The organism is Paenibacillus koleovorans NBRC 103111, from assembly GCF_004000845.1.
GTDB classification, from domain to species: Bacteria; Bacillota; Bacilli; order Paenibacillales; family NBRC-103111; genus Paenibacillus_AA; species Paenibacillus_AA koleovorans.
Genome location: NZ_BIMA01000069.1, coordinates 19,750 through 36,328 on the forward strand (window position 1 = coordinate 19,750; position 16,579 = coordinate 36,328).

Annotated in this window: 11 protein-coding genes and 1 pseudogene; 7 read left to right on the top strand and 5 right to left on the bottom strand. The window is 53.7% G+C overall.

Annotation, left to right across the window (positions count from 1 at the left end; all coding sequences use genetic code 11):
• Nucleotides 1-18: 18 nt before the first annotated feature.
• The 3 genes and pseudogenes from PKO02S_RS20630 to PKO02S_RS20635 form a co-directional block, all read right to left on the bottom strand.
• Nucleotides 19-4,878, bottom strand: coding sequence for an InlB B-repeat-containing protein (locus PKO02S_RS20630; protein WP_246067152.1), 4,860 nt, complete (start codon nt 4,876-4,878; stop codon nt 19-21).
• Between the two features lie 12 nt (nt 4,879-4,890).
• A pseudogene (locus PKO02S_RS33930) lies at nt 4,891-5,088 on the bottom strand (S-layer homology domain-containing protein); the annotation flags it as partial.
• Nucleotides 5,089-5,657: 569 nt separating this feature from the next.
• Nucleotides 5,658-6,524, bottom strand: a complete 867-nt coding sequence (locus tag PKO02S_RS20635; protein ID WP_127585736.1) for a class I SAM-dependent methyltransferase — start codon at nt 6,522-6,524, stop codon at nt 5,658-5,660.
• A 209-nt stretch (nt 6,525-6,733) separates the two neighbouring features.
• Between PKO02S_RS20635 and PKO02S_RS20640 the strand changes: the two genes are divergently transcribed.
• Nucleotides 6,734-7,426 (top strand): response regulator transcription factor, encoded by a 693-nt coding sequence (locus PKO02S_RS20640; RefSeq protein ID WP_127585737.1) that lies wholly within the window; start codon nt 6,734-6,736, stop codon nt 7,424-7,426.
• Nucleotides 7,427-7,437: 11 nt separating this feature from the next.
• The gene (locus tag PKO02S_RS20645; protein WP_127585738.1) at nt 7,438-8,799 is read left to right on the top strand and encodes a sensor histidine kinase; all 1,362 of its coding nucleotides are present in this window, start codon (nt 7,438-7,440) and stop codon (nt 8,797-8,799) included.
• A gap of 61 nt (nt 8,800-8,860) precedes the next feature.
• Here PKO02S_RS20645 and PKO02S_RS20650 read toward each other — a convergent pair whose 3' ends face one another.
• Nucleotides 8,861-9,373, bottom strand: a complete 513-nt coding sequence (locus tag PKO02S_RS20650) for a C40 family peptidase (protein ID WP_127585739.1) — start codon at nt 9,371-9,373, stop codon at nt 8,861-8,863.
• Between the two features lie 243 nt (nt 9,374-9,616).
• Nucleotides 9,617-12,571, bottom strand: coding sequence for a family 78 glycoside hydrolase catalytic domain (locus PKO02S_RS20655; RefSeq protein WP_127585740.1), 2,955 nt, complete (start codon nt 12,569-12,571; stop codon nt 9,617-9,619).
• A 143-nt stretch (nt 12,572-12,714) separates the two neighbouring features.
• Between PKO02S_RS20655 and PKO02S_RS20660 the strand changes: the two genes are divergently transcribed.
• The 5 genes from PKO02S_RS20660 to greA all read left to right on the top strand — a co-directional run bounded on the left by PKO02S_RS20660 (nt 12,715) and on the right by greA (nt 16,309).
• Nucleotides 12,715-13,707, top strand: a complete 993-nt coding sequence (locus PKO02S_RS20660; RefSeq protein WP_127585741.1) for an AraC family transcriptional regulator — start codon at nt 12,715-12,717, stop codon at nt 13,705-13,707.
• Nucleotides 13,708-13,773: 66 nt separating this feature from the next.
• A complete protein-coding gene (locus PKO02S_RS20665) occupies nt 13,774-14,274 on the top strand; it encodes a hypothetical protein (RefSeq protein WP_127585742.1) in 501 nt (166 codons plus the stop codon).
• An 83-nt stretch (nt 14,275-14,357) separates the two neighbouring features.
• A complete protein-coding gene (locus tag PKO02S_RS20670; protein WP_127585743.1) occupies nt 14,358-15,272 on the top strand; it encodes a hypothetical protein in 915 nt (304 codons plus the stop codon).
• 180 nt (nt 15,273-15,452) lie between these two features.
• A complete protein-coding gene (locus tag PKO02S_RS33375) occupies nt 15,453-15,749 on the top strand; it encodes a hypothetical protein (RefSeq protein WP_246067153.1) in 297 nt (98 codons plus the stop codon).
• Nucleotides 15,750-15,835: 86 nt separating this feature from the next.
• Nucleotides 15,836-16,309, top strand: a complete 474-nt coding sequence (greA, locus tag PKO02S_RS20680) for a transcription elongation factor GreA (protein ID WP_127585744.1) — start codon at nt 15,836-15,838, stop codon at nt 16,307-16,309.
• The last annotated feature ends 270 nt before the right edge of the window (nt 16,310-16,579 follow it).

The following is a 16,579-nucleotide window of genomic DNA, read 5'->3' on the forward strand; positions in this document are numbered from 1 at the left end:
CATTGTTACGCATGATCTTTATGAACCTATGACAAAGGTGTATGTTTTCTGAGTACCGTCTTGTGCGGTTACGACCAACCGATCGGTGCTTTGCAGACTATTTCCGTGCGTAAGCTCCGTATTGTCCTGATGATAAGATTTGTAGCTTCCATTCGGCGGTCCGGCGACAGCAGTAGTAAAGATGCCAAGGTAGTAAGTATACATAGGCACGGTAATCGTCCCTGCGACCGGATCGATTTGATAGCTGGGCGATGACGAGGTCAAGGTTACGTCGTTGTACAGAATAAGGTAATCCGCAGTAGACGAATCTTGAGCGGTAACGCGGACGATCAAATCGGAAGTGATATCGGCCGTCTGATCCGTCACAGGCGCCAAGGCTTGATCCAACACTTGGGCGGTAGCGTGAGGGGATAGCGTTAACCCGCTCAACAACTGACCTACGGTCAAGGTGCTCGGAGCCGATAAGCTGCTCCCGCTCATATTCCCGTTCACATTGGAGAGAACCGATTTGGCGCCGCTAAGCATCGGTGTCGGCGGCGGACAATCCCATTGTGCGGAATAGGAGGTGTCTTGGGCCGGCATAGTGCTTGTTGGCGCGGGCGACCAATCTGTAAAAATACAGTCTGAATTCGATACGGTTGGCGCCTGTATGGCAGCGCCGTACTGAACTCGAGCTGTGGAACCTCCGGCGCCTCCGTTCGCATCAAACGTCAAGTTGTAGCTGTTGCGCGTGTAATAACGCACGATAGTAAGGCTTCCATCGGCTGCAATCGTACTCGAGGCCAAGGCTTTACCGCTGCTGTCAAAGGCTGTGCTTGTGCTACGGTCATAAGTAAAGCCGGGATACTGCTGGATCGCCGGCGCCGCAGACGTGCCGGTTGTCCCTTGATAACTTCCCGTGTCGGCTTCAACGTAAAGCGAAGTGCTTCCGAGACCTTGCAGCCTGTTCGAAACACGGTAAGGCGTATCGGTACGTACTTTCCAGATGGCCGTGTACGTGGTGTCTCTCGACGGCATGGTGCCTGGAATGGCCTCTGACCAGCCGGCAAAGAGATAACCTGGTTTTGAAAAATTCGGTATTGCACTGTCGGGTATCTTCGATAAGCTTCTGGCCGAATAAACGATCGAAGTTTCTCCAGAATCGGCATAGAAAGTCATTTTGTACTTGGCAGGCAAGTATTCGTAGCTCATTTTCGATAAACCGGTTCCGAATATGTTCATGGTTCGTGCGGGCGGTGTTTCATAGCCTTCGATTGTTATCGGTACCGGTGAAACGGAAGCGCCTGCTGTACCGGTAAAGGTAGCTTTTTCCTTCGTTGTGCGGTTCCCTGTATCGGGATCTACCGTAATGTAATCAATCAGATAGGGTATATTCGTGAGCGGTGTCCATTGCGCGTACAGCGTTATATTTCCTGCTGGCATGAGGTCTGGAATGATGTAAGGTTTCGTTCCTTCAGGATCCATTGCCCATTCCTTGAATGTATAGCCAGTTCTTTTGGGCACGATTGTTAAGCTCTTTACATCTTTAATGGACGTGTTAACCGGTTTAACAAGCCGCCCGTACTCGTTGACCCGAATTTCCTCTCTTGGATCTTGACCGTTTACTAATGGGACATTAGGATTCAAGGTTATAGAATGGTATCCGCTCTTGTACCAGGTCATATTAATAACGCGCGAGTAGGGAAGGGAATTTAAACCCGTCGTTGAGCCCTTCCACGTGACAGTCATCCTGCTGGTGAGAATTTCATCCGCGGCTGTTGGCGATACGGTTACACGGAGTGTGTTCGGATCGTATGTAAACTTATTGTTGCTAAAAGTGAGCGTGTAATTTTGTGGACGATCTTTACCCGTCATGATTTCGCCCGTTACCAAATTCAGATCGTTCAGTTTCAAGGCTTCATCGATCGATGGGAAACGTGTCTGCTCCATGGCGACAAAAGAAGGCGCTTCTTCATCTTTATAGGCAAAACCAATGAAATGACCAATCGGCGTGCCGGCTTGATAAAGTGGCCAGTATTCGCTATAAAAGAGGTCGGAGTACGAAAATGATCCGCCAAGAACTTGCGCCTCCCACTCTGCCTCCGCATACATGCCGATCTCCAGTAACAGCGCTCCTAATGTTTTTGTCGGCGCCGAAGAAGAGATTTCGTAATAGAAATACCCGTAGAGCTGGAGGTAAGCGCCGCCCTCTGCCGTGACCCCGATGCTGTCCAATTCGATATGGAACAAACCTGCCGCCAGCTCGAGACGAATTCCCGCCTTTAGACCCAGCGTTCCCATCACATAGAAATAGAAATTATAAGTGCCGTTGCCCGGCAAATCCACTGTGCCGAAAGAAGGCAAGCCTTCGCTGAGTTTGAAGCTGGCCGTGTATCGCTTCGCGGATTCATAACTGAAGCCGATCCCCAAGGCAATATTCGGATTCATGCTGATGACGAAACTTCCTTTAAAGTTGATATGAAGAAGACCCAATAACAGGTGTTTGTCCAATTCGAAGATTTCTTCCTCTACCAGATCAACCCAATCCGTTTCGTTCTCCAGCATAGCTTGATAGCTTTTCACCAGCGTATCGGCGTTTACCTTGGCCGGAGCGGAAGGAGTCTGCTCCAGAACCGCTTTCAGCTGCGCCTTGATGTCTACTTTGTTGGTTGCCGTATCCCAGATATTCGCCCAGCGATCAAGCGGAGTATTCGCGGCCACGGTGCCGATCTGCGCAGACGCGTCAATGCTCGTAAATGTGAAGGCGTCCAGGTTGGCGCTGGCTTGATAGTCCTTGGGATACGGGAGATCAAAAAGTCCCAGATCGATATAGCCCCAAACCGTATTGCCGTCCACGCCCAGGCTCATTGAGATTTCTTCCGTAAATGCTGCGCTCATATGGACAAGGATATCATTGGCCGCGCCTGTCGAAACTTGAATATCGCTTGAAACGGTGAGATTCAGACGCAAGCCGCTTTTTCCCTTGAAATGGGATAACGTCGTGCCGATGTCTGCTGAAACCTGCAAGTTGTGCAAGGTGACGTCCGCATTCTCGTCTCCCGGTGCTGCGGAGAGGATACGGACTTCCGGATTATTATCTTTCGGCAAGGCTGGCGAGTCGCTGGTTGCGATCAACGCTTTAAAGCTATCGGTTTGCAAAGCCGCAGTTGACAAATAGTTGGCAGCTTCATCGACAAATCCGCTTGCCAGCGCTTGCTGTTTAATTTGATCCTCCAAAGCAGCGATATTGGCTTGCGACAACAGGTCGGCTCCGTCAATCGCTTCCTGCTTATAGAAATCCAAGGCACGAGTGATGTCTTCTTGTGTCGCATCGGTATAAGTAATTACATAATGATTCCCTGAGATGGAGACGGACGTCACTTTCCCGTAGCCTGAAGAGGCTCCCGTACGCATATTGACGAGCGCGAGGAAATCCCCGACTCTGGCAACGGTAGCGGCGTTAAGATCCATTGGCGCATATTTGGCGTCGGAATAATCCATCGACGCCGGAGCGACCGTGATGGAGCGGTTCGTCCTGTCCCCGTCGGTGTCCGACGCAGGGTCGACGGGCAGTACGTGCGGTTTGAGCAGAACATTCATCGGGTTTGCTCTTGTGTAGGAATAAATACTCCCGTTGACCGCTGTGATCGCTACATAGGCGATATCGCCGTCATCAGAACGATCCAAAGTGCGGAGATCGGGACGAGTCCCTTCATAAACGGCGACGGTATCGCCTACCTTCAAGCGCGTATTTCCATCGTAGCGAAAGGTGCCGCCCGCAACATCGGCGGAGTTCGGATTCGAGCCGCCGCCAACGCTCGCGCTCATTACCGCGATCGAAGGGGAGGCGACGGATACGCCATTCAGGCTCATCTGAGAGATATCGGAAAACTTCAAATAAATCATGTAAGGATTGAGTGGCAGCCGCATGACCTCTTGTTTGGCAATGCTAAAAATATAATTTCTGGTCGTTGCGTCTTTGTTTGTGAAAGCAAGACTTGTATCCGTCAAAGTGATTTGGTAGGTGCTGCCCTCTTCGAATAAACCGCTTTTTGCAGCTACAGTAAAGTTGCCATTCGAGCCGGTTACTGCAATTCCTTCAAAATCAGGATTGGACGGAGATTTGAATGACATGCCGGCTTGAACGGCCGCCGCCGTCATTGTACCTGTAGAATCTTTCACAACGATGCTAAAGTTCGGCGCCTGGTCCATTGCATATGCATTCGGAGTGATTCTCGCAGCATCATCGGACGATGCCGTATAGTTGGCATACAAGGTCATGTCGCTCTTGACGGTATCGCCATTCATGACCGGTTGCGTAAAAGTACGATCCTTATACCAGCCATTGAAAATGGAGCCCTCCTTGAAGGCGAGCGGAAGCTGATTCAGCGATTCGCCTCTCTTCAGACTTAGGCTGTCGATCGGCGAGCCGCCGTTCGGATTAAAAGCAATCGTATAGGTTATGTTGTCGCTGGCCCTCGCTACTTTGTTCGTTCGCATTAAAAGCGCGGCCGCTTCAGCGCGAGTCGCTTCTGAATGCGGTTGGAAATTGCCGTTTTCATCTCCGGCAAACAAGCCGGCCTGCCAAAGCTTTACTGCCGCATCAACCGCCCATGGAGAAATGCCGGATATGTCATTAGGCTTGGATGCACGGTCCATGGTTGGATAAGGGATACGATCGCTTTCAAAATACCTCAATGTCAGCACGGCCATCTGCTCTCTCGAGATAGCGGCGTCCGGCGAGAAGTTGTTGTTGCCGGTTCCGCTTGTAATGCCGCTTTCGATTGCCCATTGCACATAAGGTGCATACCAAGCGTCCAGCTGCACATCTGTAAATGCGGAATTTTGGAATTGAGCTGCATCCACTTTGGCGATTCGCCCAAGTACCGTAACAAACATGGCACGACTCATGGTTGCGTCAGGCGAAAAGCGATCTTCGCTTGTGCCGCTGAATAGGCCATTGTGCTTGACATACATGACCGCATCGTAGAACCAGGCCGAGGGTGTCACGTCATCAAACAAGCTTGGAGACACGGGCTGCGCAGTCGTTTGGGTTGCTGCCGCAGGTTCGACAGAAGTCGGTGAAGCGGCAGAAATCCCAGGAGGCATTAAGGTTGCGAGTATACAAGACAATAGCAACAAACTTAATAGGCGTTTATACAAGTTCAATTTCCCTCCTCATCATCTATTAACTTGCTGATCTTAACAAACGGATCTAAATGGAATCTGAACACAATTCAGCGATTGCGACGATATGCAACCGGCATGCGTCGCGCTAAATGTAACACAAACGCCAAATAGCCGTCCGTAGGACGGTTTATGCAAGATATAAAAAGTTATTAGTTTTGGGACAAGCCGAATTTATTGTGTGCCATGAGGAGAGAAGCAATAACAAACTAGCGTTCCGTAAATAACGGCTACGAGTTTAGTAGTAGGGGAGTTGGGTTTGTTAAAGCTGAGGTTCAAATCTAGGGATTGCTTTTGTTCTGTCATGGAGAAGAACACCTCTTCTGTGTGGTAGTGGGAGCTCGACACTCTCACTTTACAAAACGAAGAGGTGTTTTTCTATTGTTTCAAGCCGTGTTTCAAACCGTACATTTAAATGTGTGCAAACTTATGCTACGCGTAATGTTACGCTGATTTGAGTCAGCGAAAGTTGAGATATTAAAAAACTCCGTTTACTCCGACTCCCAACGTCCCAAGATACCTGCAGGCATGATCAGCTTCGAAGCGGTGACCGGAAGCCCGATCTCTCCCGCCGTGATGCGTCCGCCGAACTTGCGACCTAGCGACATGTGCAGCAAATTGTGAAGCACTGTAGGCGACAACCCCGTGGTGTACGAGTTGATCAGCATGAACAGCGGGTTGCTTGATAGAATCGTCTCACAGGATTTAACGAACGGGAACAGATCCTCCTCCAGTTTCCACGTTTCCCCGTTCGGACCGCGGCCGTAGGAGGGAGGATCCATGATGATGGCGTCGTACACGTTGCCCCGCCGTTGCTCGCGCTGCACGAATTTGAACACGTCGTCCGTGATGAACCGAACCGGCTTGTCGCCGAGCCCGGATAAATGCAAATTTTCTTTTGCCCACTGCACGACGCCCTTCGCCGCATCCACGTGGCACACTTCCGCTCCGGCATAAGCGCAGGCCAGCGAGGCCCCGCCCGTATACGCGAACAGGTTGAGCACCTTGATCGGCCGGTTGGCGGATTGGATTTTGTCGATCATCCAGCTCCAGTTGGCCGCTTGCTCCGGGAACAAGCCCGTATGCTTGAAGCCGGTCGGCTTGATATAGAACGATAGCTTGCCGTAAGAGATCGTCCAACGGTCGAGCAACTGGCGCTTCATCTCCCATTGGCCGCCGCCGGCGCTGCTCCGGTGATAATGGGCGTCCGCCTGCTTCCAGCGATTCGTCTCCTGCTCAAGCGGCCATATGATGAGCGGATCCGGCCGGCGCAGCACGACATCTCCCCACCGCTCCAGCTTCTCGCCGCCGCCCGTATCGAGCAGCTCATAGTCTTTCCAATCCCTTGCTACGAACATGATGCGAACCTTCCTTTTCCTATTCACATTTCGATCTGCCCCTTATTCTACATCATTCCATCTGGCAATTCCACTTGATGCGCCTGTTGTAAGCGCTCTCCTCACCGCGTTGCTGGCCATCCTGCCGATTGTGCAAGCGAAACCGAACCGATGAAGGAAATCCGGACGTCCGGAGCATACTAGAGCTATTCCTTGAATGGGGTGGCCTCATGCCCGGACGTATTTTATTGATTGAAGACGAAGACCGGATCGCCAGAGTGCTGGAGCTGGAGCTGAAGCACGAGCAGTACGAGACGGTACGGGCTGCGGATGGTAAAACTGGGCTGGAGCTGGCACTCGCCGACGGCTGGGACATCATCCTGCTCGACGTTATGCTGCCGGAGCTGGACGGAATGGACGTGCTGCGGCAGCTGCGCGCCCAAGGCTCGACCGTGCCGATTATTATGCTGACCGCTCGGGATGCAGTGAAGGATAAAGTCACCGGGCTCGACCTTGGCGCCGACGATTACGTGACGAAGCCGTTCGCGATCGAGGAGCTGCTGGCGCGCATCAGACGGCTCATACATGCCGTATCCCGTCTGCATTCAGCCGACACGGCGGAAGTGTTGGGGCTGGACGGGCTGCGGGTGGAGTCCCGCTCGCGTCAAGTGACCCGTGACGGCCAGCCGATCGAGCTGACGCCTACGGAATTCGATTTGCTTCTCTATTTGCTTCGCCATGCAGGCACGGTCCTGACGCGGGAGCAAATTTTGGCCGAGGTTTGGGGCTATGATTTTGTCGGCGATACGAATCTGGTTGACGTTTACATTCGTTATTTGCGCCAGAAGGTGGACAAAGGGTACAAGGTAAAGCTGATCCACACGAGCCGAGGCGTCGGGTATTTCGTCCGGGATGCGGTGTAAGGAGGAGCGCCATGAGTTTGAAGCAGCGATTGATGGTGCTGTCCTCGATTTGGCTGGTGTTTATCCTGGTGTTGGTCAACGGCTTTACGTATTTCTTTGTCGTCAACATCACGACGAAGAGCGAGAAGGAGCTTATGCTCAACAAAGCCCGGACGATCCTCGAGAAAAAAGACTTGCTGGACCCGACGCTCTGGAGCGAGCCTGGACTGCTGGAGGAGTTTCTCGTCACCAACGAGATGATCCGGATTATCGGGCGGACCGGGCTCATTCAGCAGCAAGTGTTCACCGACCCGAAGCTGACGGCGAAGCAGGTTGTTTGGCAGACGAGCTACAATGTGGAAATCGTGCGGATTAACAAGGAGCGTTACTTGTACGTGCAGGTACCGATTTTGGCGGGCAACGACCAGGTCGGCGTACTGGAGCTGGGCCGGACGATGCGGCTATGGAACGAATACCTGGACGTCCTGCTGACGGCGTTAACGATCACCTCGTTTGGCGCGCTTGTCCTATCCTTTATTGGGGCGTTGTTTTACTCCCGGTTTATTTTCAAACCCATCCGCCATTTGCTCACGACGATGCAGATTATCCAGAACAGCGGCACGTTTCGTAAGCTGGACATCGATTATACATCCCGCCAGGATGAGTTAGGCGAGCTCAGCATTACGTTCAACGACATGATCGGCAAGCTGGAGGAGCATTTCCTGAAGCAGCAGCAATTTCTTGCGGATGCTTCGCATGAGCTGCGTACGCCGCTCACGATCATCGAGAGCTATGCGAATATGCTGAACCGTTGGGCGAGCAAGGATGCGGAGCTGCGAACCGAAGCGATCGAGGCGATCTCGTCCGAGACGAAGCGGCTGAAGGGTATGGTGACATCGCTGCTGCAGCTGGTCGATTCGGAGGCGCAAGCTTTGGTGGAGCTGCAGACGGTCGAGCTGACGGGATTGATCGAATCGGTGGCGTCCTCCATGGAGCTGTCCTTTGAGCGAGAAGTATCCGTCGTAACGGATGGGCGGACGTACACCATATTAGGCGTTCCGGAGAAACTCCGACAATTGTTCCTCATTTTGCTCGATAATGCGATCAAGTACAGCTCGAAGCCGATCACCGTTTACATGGGGCAAGAGGAGGGCGGGGTAATAGTGAAAATAGCGGATCACGGCATTGGAGTCGCTGCCAGTGAGCTGCCTCATTTGTTCGACCGGTTTTATCGGGTGGATCGCGCTCGAACCCGCCAAACCGGGGGCCTCGGTCTCGGTCTCGCCATCGCCAAGCAGATTGTCCAGCAGCATAAGGGGAAAATTGAAATTGACAGCGAGCCGGGTGTCGGGACGACGGTGAAGGTTAAGTTTATGCGGATGGAGGAACAGTAAGACGGAATGCGAAAGGGCCATATCGATGTGGATCGAAGTGGCCCTCTATAGGCTTGTTGGTTTACAATACGCGTCTAGCTGTAATGTAATGACTGCTCCACCAAGACGAGTTCAGCGAAGATACGGTTACGCCTATCCCTTTTTGATATGTGTGAAGAATGTTGCCATTCCCCATATAGACGCCTACATGCGCGATTTTGCCTTTGGAGGCGGCCGTGGAGAAGAAGACGAGATCGCCTTTCTTCAGATTGCTTCTCGAGACGTAGTGTCCGACCTTGGATTGCTGCTTGGACGTTCTAGGCAACGAGATGCCTTGTTTCTTGAAAATGTATTGCATGAACGAGGAGCAGTCGAAGGCGCTCGTAATGCCGGTTTTCGCTCCGAATTTGTAAGGCGTGCCTTTGTATTTCAGTCCGAGCGAAACGACTTTATCGGCTCTGGAGGCAGCGTCGACGGATACCGATTTGGCTTGCGCCGGTTTGGCGGCGATTGCCATGTTCCCCGAAATAGCGATCGCAAGTACAAGTGCGGATGCGACAATAGGTTTGATCCAACGAGTAAGCAAGGCGTTCATAATTTGGATGACCTCCAGGTAGTTGTTAGTTTGATGTGCTCTTGTTGTGTGGCTGCCACTTGAAACCCAGTATAGCAGATCATTTTCAGCCACCATTTACCACGAGGCGTGCTTGTCCTACAGCCCCATGGAATGAAAGCGTTTTATTAGAATCTCATGAGAAATGAGGCGGCCCAAGCTATTGACAAAAAAAGCCCCTGGAGCACGGGGATTCCGATGTCCAGGGGGCGGGGCCAATTGACGTTAGCCAACCGTTGTGCGTTCTAGCAACAGCTCATAGCCTTCCGGAGCGATGGCATCCAAGTCTACTTGGCTCGGGCTTGTGATCCGCAGATGCAGTCGTTTGTTGGCTTCATCCGCTCGCCACGCCACATCGATTCGTCCGCCCTGAGGGAGCGGGACGGCTCCTCGCGCCCAGCTCAGCCCTGACGGCTGCGGCGCCACCGTAACCGTGGACCAGCCAGGGGACGTTCCACGTACGCCGAGCACATACGCGCCCAAGAAATAGGCGGGACCTGCCGACCAGGCATGGCAATGGCTGCGCGTCAGCATGTCGAGGTTGTCGTTGAAGTTGCTGGACGGATACATCTCCCAGCATGTCGTCGCTTCGTTGTCGATCATGACTCCATATTGCGTGCGCATGTCGTCCAGCAGCTCACGGTAGCGGCCGTTCTTCACGAGCGCCTCGTAGTAAAAGAACGACATGAACGGACTGCCGATCTGCACGAATGAAGCGGGCGGATGAAGCAAATAATGCTCCAGCTTCTGAGCGCGATCGCCTTCGGCGACCCCGCATAAGCAGGCGGTTACTTGCGTTTGCATGCTGGTGGTACGGGACGGTTGGCCGTCCGCATGGATGCAATCGACGTAGGCTTGACGGGCCTCATCCCACAAATATCGATTGATGGCTGCCTTCAGCGACTCCGCTTGCTCTTCGTAGCGCTGTCCGGAAACGTCGCCAGCCACCGCCGCTAGCTGAGCGGCGCCGCGAAGCGCCTGTACGAGGAACATGTTCTGAGGTGTAACGACGCCTTCGTGCGGTTGCTCGAACGCCGCCCAGTCCAGCAGGTTCCAGCCTTTCATCCGCAGCAGCCCTTGCTCGTCCAATAGGCTGAGATAGGCGTCCAGTGTGAGGCTGATGTGCGGATACATCGTGACGGCGAACGACTTGTCTCCGCTGTATTCGTAATATTCGCGGCAGGCGTTGATCCAGAACAGCGTCCAGTTCGGGATGACACTGTTCCAGCCGCTCGGCACTTGATCCGCGTAAAGCGGCGTCTGGAATGCCGAGCCGGGTACGAGGCGGAGGCAGCGCTCGACGATTTCTTTGGCGCCGAACACATAGTAGTTGACCAGCGCTTCGTTTCTGGCATCGCCGACCCAATACGCTTGCTCGAACGCAGGGCAGTCGACGAACGTGTCTTCCATACAGACGCGAGTCGTGTGGCGGCTGATCGCCCAAATGTCGTTCAGCAGCGGATCGGAGCAATGGAACCGGCCGATGTCGGCGACGGGATAGTTGCTCTGCAGCATCGTGATGTTGTAGAGCTGGACCGGTTCGCAAGTTCCGCGGATCGTGAGCGTCAAGTAGCGGAGTCCTCTACGAACGTAGGACGTATAGGATTGGCGACCTTCCACGCAGATGTAGCGGAACGTATTGTCCAGCTTATAGGTGTGTTGCTGGCGGCCGTCACGGCTATATTCGACGCCATAACCGTCTACGATCGTGCCTGCGGCAGCTTGAAGCTCGAATTGGATGTAGCCCGACAGCTCGCGTCCGAAGTCGATGACGATTTCGGTATCGTAGGAGGTTCGGGTTGGGATCGTGGCGGGATCCGGACTCGCCAGCACGGCGTTTTGCAGCTGGAGCGGCACCGGTTGTGCGACAGCCGCTGTTCTCCAGACGTTCGCGCCGAAGACGTCGTGCAGGTTGACCAGATTCCCCGGCATCGGGCGAATCCACGGGGCGAAATCGGCCAGCTCGGCGGCCGAAGCGATCCGGGCCGCGCGTTCGAAGTCGGGATCGTCCTCTCGGAGCGGTCTAGTTTCTTGATGATCGATGATTTCCACGGCATCGAACGGGCCTATCGTTAGAAACGGCGAATCGATTGAAGCGCTATCGGCGATGGATGTGCCGCCCCAAGCCGGCCGCACAATCTCGAAGTCTTCTCCTCCGCAGTCAAAGCCGAGATGGAAGCCGTGCCCGTGCGTGCTTGCGCTTACATCGAACAGCACAAAGCTGTCGCCGGCCGGCAAATCGACGGTCAAATACCGCTCCGGCAGCTTGCCGGTAAATGCTTCTTCCGGATATGGAGTTCCATTCACCGAAATGCGCAGCGGGGTTCGGCCTTCGTCCACGGAGCCGATAGTACAGCGAACCGGCTTCGAGGTGCGGATGACGGTCGCTAGATAGCCGGTGTAGGCCACATTGTTCGCGTGGTTGATGCTCTCCGGATCGAGCTGCGCCCGCAGATCGAGCACGGCGGCCCACGGCACAGGTTTGACGAAGCTCAAGCTTTCGATTCTCGCCGGGTAGATGAGCTCTTCCGTCAAATAGGGAATGTCGCGCTCGACGAGCTTCACCCAAGGCTCCATACCGACTGGACCAATCCCTTCTGCTTGGGTCCATCCTGCGTCGTCGTAGTCTGATTTCGTCCAGGAGTCGTCCATAGCTCGCGCATCCATAATTTCAGTGAACGCCAACTGACAGGAAATCCGGGAGGAATGAGGGTCGTGACCGAGATGCAGGGAAGTTATCCAAGTTGAGTCCGTTGTCAAAATTGTTTTGTTGTTGGCTTGCGTGTTTTCTGTGTGGAGAGGCGTCGCCTCCAACTGAGCGAGTAATCCGCCTCTCCCGCGCAAATACTGAAAGTTGGCGACACCGTAATGCATGACAAGCACGGCTATCGTGTTCTCGGCATCCGGCTTAAGCAAATGACCGACTGGGATTTCATCATAGGCCAGTTCGAAAGGCCAAGACCGCACCGGGCCTCGTCCGGCCAAGACGCCGTTTACGTACAGCACATAGCGGGAGTCGGCCGTTAGCTTAAGGGTTGCGGAGTGTAAGTTTAAGTCGGCGGCTTGGAGTCGGAACTTCTTGCGAAAGCAGCGCCATTCGTTGCGCGGGCTCGCCTCCGGGCTATCGGCCCATATCCATTCGGCCGTCCAGTTTGGATGCGTTATTTGATTTTTTTGCATGATACAGCAGCCTCCCGTCTTTACAATGATTCAGCTTTATTATAAGGTGAGGTCATCGGGTGACTTTGAGGGGGATTCGGACAAATATTAGGGATGGTTCGGTCGTATGGTATGCTGAACGATCGGAGCAGGAGGACATCTGCATGCAACCTACACGCGTTATTACAACGACGAGCCGCCAGCTTTTTTTATCGTCCGAGCTGCCCGTCCATATTAATCGTGTCTCGGAGTCTTACACTTTGACCCAGCATCGGCACGAATTTATCGAGATCAACTATGTCAGCGAAGGGCTCGGCTTTCAGTACATAGAAGGACAGAGAATTGCTGTAGCGAAAGGCGATTTGTTTTATTTGCCGCTCGGGAGCTCGCATGTGTTCCGTCCTTCTTCGCCTGAGCGCGGCCGTGACGGACTGATCGTTTACAACTGTTTGTTCGATCAAGAGTTGGCGGAACGACTGGTGCTATCGTTTGACGGGGATGCAGCAGTTAGCAAGTTGCTGGAGACCGGGTACCCGGAGCAGAGCTGGCTTCATTTGAAAGATGTCGACGGCTATTTTGAACGGGCTTTCAATGCAATGCATGAGGAGTTCTTGAGGAAAGAAGCGTGTTACGTTCCCGTCATTCAGTCCGAAATTATGCGTATCCTGGCGCGGATCGTACGATCCCGGGAGCTGTCTGGGCAAGAAGGGCGTGCGGAGGAAAAGGGAGCGGGCTACATGGTGCATGCTGCGACTTATGTGGAGCGTGCCATCGATGCGAGTGCGCGCAGGATGCGGCTTGAGCCCGGGGAACCGTTTCGTATCGCGGAGGAAGCAGGCAAGGCGGGGCTCAGCGAAAGGCAATATCGCCGCCGTTTTGCGGAGCGGATCGGCATGTCGTTTATCGACTATTTGCATAAATGCCGGATCGAAGCTTGCTGTGAGCGGCTTCTGGCTACACCGGACAAGGTCGGTACGATCGCTCAGCAGGTCGGCTATCAGGACATCGCTTTTTTCAACCGGCTGTTCAAAGAGAAGACAGGTCTGTCCCCAAGGGAATACCGCAAGCAGCAAGCTGGGAGTCTACTTGCAGAAGCTTCGCTAGAACTGGACCTAGGTCTAGGGGACGCTAACGCTACAGTAGGAAGACAGCGATGAGCGAGTATGATAGATTTAATTCATTAGGAAAAGGGCGACAGCCATTATAGAAGAAGGAGATGCAACATGAAAATTCGATTTGCGCTAGGTGCGGTATTGTTGCTGCTAGGCGGCTACCTGTTGCTGGACCGTGACGGTTCCTTGGGCGCCGGGACGATTTTCGCCAATTTTTGGCCGATATTGTTCGTCATACCGCTTGGTTTATTTTTCCACTGGATGTACTTTTCTTTGATCGGGCGTAAAGGTGTAGGGCTGCTTATTCCGGGCGGGGTTTTGTTCGTAGCCGGCTGTGTGTGCCAGATCGCCACGCTGTTCGACAGCTGGTCTTACATGTGGCCCGGATTTATCGCGGCGGTAGCGGTCGGATTGTTCGAGTTTTACTGGTTCGGGGGCCGGAACAAATGGCTGCTCATCCCGATCAACATATTGGTCGTGCTGTCGGTTCTGTTCTTCATCGTGTTCTCGACCGGCGCTTTCTTGAGCGGTTTGGCCGGACAGCCGATCGTGGCGGTACTGATGCTGCTGCTGGGTGTGTTCCTGCTGGTGACTCGCAAACGCGAATTCTGATCTTGATGGTTAGTTGGAGTGATTGGGCAATCCGCTGTTTAGGCGGGTTGCCTTTCGCTGTGTTTGGGAAGGAGGGCATTCGGTTGACGACATTGTTGACCTTGATCGTATTGGCTGGCATTCTAGTTGTCGTTTTGCTTTTTCGCCGCCGTCGGATGGAGCCTGAATCCTTTTTAACGCTGAAATTGATCGGGTGTTTGGTGCTGGGTGCGTTTACGCTGACTTGGAGCGGGGAGAAATGGCCGCTTGGTTTTGTATTGTTCGTGCTCTTGTTCATACGGCTGAAGCGGAATGGCTCGGTCAAATGGGCGGCGGCGATTACAGGATTCATGTTGTATATGGCGCAGATCGTGTACCCGTGGGCGGAAAATGCGGTTTTCGAGCAATCTCGGCACTTGGCGATGCCGGTCATGCAACTGGATATGTTCGGCTTTGCGGCGCAGTGGAAGCTGGTCAGCGGGTCGAGTGGAGTGTCTAGCGACGTGGCCAGGATGGAAACATTCGAACTGGTGTTTGGCCATGACGGGTCAGTGAGGCGGGTGCTGTACGAAGTGGTGGAACCGTCGCAGGACGGATTTGTGTTATATAAGGTCGATTACAAGGAAGGGGCGAAGGCTGCTTCAGTGAGCAGGAAGCGGCTTGGAAGCCAGTGGCTGCAATACGCGAACGCGATGGAAGCGGGCTATTTCTTTGAGCGTTTGGACGACATGGAATTGTCCGTTGTTCGGCCGGCAGGGGAGTATCCGTTTCGCAAGCTGACGCTGCATGAGAACGGAGCCAGCATTACGTATTCGATCGCGGATACGCCGAAGTTCGTTATCTACTACGGAGGGATGACGGCGATTAGGGATACCCAGCTTCCAGTGCAGGGGCATTGGCTGTCCGCCTGCGGGCTGACGGCTGTGGAGAGGGAAGGGCCGTATTCGCCTTGCGACAACCGCTCGGACTATATTTTTGACGTAGAGTTTATCGGGTCGGAAGAGGAGTATTTCGAATAGTTGGTAGAGTACTAGAATCTGTTGATTGTTGCGGGCGGTTGGGCAGCAATCGGCGGGTTCTCTTTGTTTGTTGCGAGAAAATTTGGAATGTTCGGTTGGAATTTCTTGACTACGAACAAATGTTTGGTATAATAGGGATATAGAACAAACGTTCCTATTTGATGAGAGGGGTGTACCGATATGACAGCGAGACGAATCCGATTCCTGGAGAGAGATTATTACCGCCGGTTAATGCTGACTAGCAGCGAACAGATGACAGAGGATCAAGTGGAGAAGATCCTGGACATGGCGGGCTCTCATTGGGAAGACCTGACGTTCAAGTTTTACGATAACGGCGCCGTGGAAGTAATCGACAACCATACCGACTTGCCGGTTCGATTGGCCGATCTGAAGGGTGCGGCTTACGACTGCTACGTTCGCGAGCGCATTCGTTCGATTCGCACGAATTTGCAGGAGAAGATTTTGCAGACGGCTTAATGAACTGGTTTCGCATGTTGCGACGGTTTCGTGTACAATAGAGGAATAGGCTTTATCACTTATTTGGCGAAACAGGAGCTGTGGGCATGTCGAGCGAAGAATTGATGGTCACCCGCGAAGGGTTGGAAGCGATGGAGCAGGAGCTGGAGGAGCTGAAGACGGTCAAGCGCAAGGAGCTGGCCGAACGGATCAAGCTGGCAATCAGCTATGGCGACCTGAAGGAGAATAGCGAGTACCATTCGGCGAAGAACGATCAGGCGTTTATGGAGACGCGGATCCTCACGCTGACGAATATGTTGAAGCGGACGCGTGTGGTCGACACGTCTCAACTGCGGTCCGACATCGTGCAGGTAGGTTCGAGCGTGGTGCTGAACGACATCGAGTTCAGCGAGCGCATCACCTACCGCGTGGTCGGCCCATCCGAGGCGGATGTCCAGGAGAACAAGATCTCCTACGAGAGTCCGCTCGGCAAAGCCCTGCTCGGCCAGAAAGTCGGCTCCACCATCAAGGTGGACGCCCCGGCCGGCCAGATCGAGTACGAGCTGCTCGAGATCAAGTAGTACCAAGACGCTGGGCGGGAGCCCGGCGTTTTTTGTTGCGCCTGAGTACTGTGTCAGGACTTCAAGGGCGCCTTCCATCTCCCAGAAGTTCTGAGCGTCTGGCTAAGTGCGCAAGTTCTTTACCGAATCCTCGCCAAACGCACGGGTCGGTCCTCGCCCTACCTCGCCCAATTTCCGCCCATTACTGCCAATCCCACCAACCCACCAACCCACCAACCCCACCAACCCCACCAACCCCACCAACCCCACCAACCCCACCAACCCCACCAA

Excerpts from the sequence above, each read along its gene's own strand:
- PKO02S_RS20650 (WP_127585739.1), bottom strand. The coding sequence starts at position 9,373 with ATGAACGCCTTGCTTACTCGTTGGATCAAACCTATTGTCGCATCCGCA.
- PKO02S_RS33375 (WP_246067153.1), top strand. The coding sequence starts at position 15,453 with ATGACAGCGAGACGAATCCGATTCCTGGAGAGAGATTATTACCGCCGG.
- PKO02S_RS20655 (WP_127585740.1), bottom strand. The coding sequence starts at position 12,571 with ATGCAAAAAAATCAAATAACGCATCCAAACTGGACGGCCGAATGGATA.
- PKO02S_RS20660 (WP_127585741.1), top strand. The coding sequence starts at position 12,715 with ATGCAACCTACACGCGTTATTACAACGACGAGCCGCCAGCTTTTTTTA.
- PKO02S_RS20665 (WP_127585742.1), top strand. The coding sequence starts at position 13,774 with ATGAAAATTCGATTTGCGCTAGGTGCGGTATTGTTGCTGCTAGGCGGC.
- PKO02S_RS20645 (WP_127585738.1), top strand. The coding sequence starts at position 7,438 with ATGAGTTTGAAGCAGCGATTGATGGTGCTGTCCTCGATTTGGCTGGTG.
- PKO02S_RS20630 (WP_246067152.1), bottom strand. The coding sequence starts at position 4,878 with ATGTTTGTTACGGTACTTGGGCGAATCGCCAAAGTGGATGCAGCTCAA.
- PKO02S_RS20640 (WP_127585737.1), top strand. The coding sequence starts at position 6,734 with ATGCCCGGACGTATTTTATTGATTGAAGACGAAGACCGGATCGCCAGA.
- greA (WP_127585744.1), top strand. The coding sequence starts at position 15,836 with ATGTCGAGCGAAGAATTGATGGTCACCCGCGAAGGGTTGGAAGCGATG.
- PKO02S_RS20635 (WP_127585736.1), bottom strand. The coding sequence starts at position 6,524 with ATGTTCGTAGCAAGGGATTGGAAAGACTATGAGCTGCTCGATACGGGC.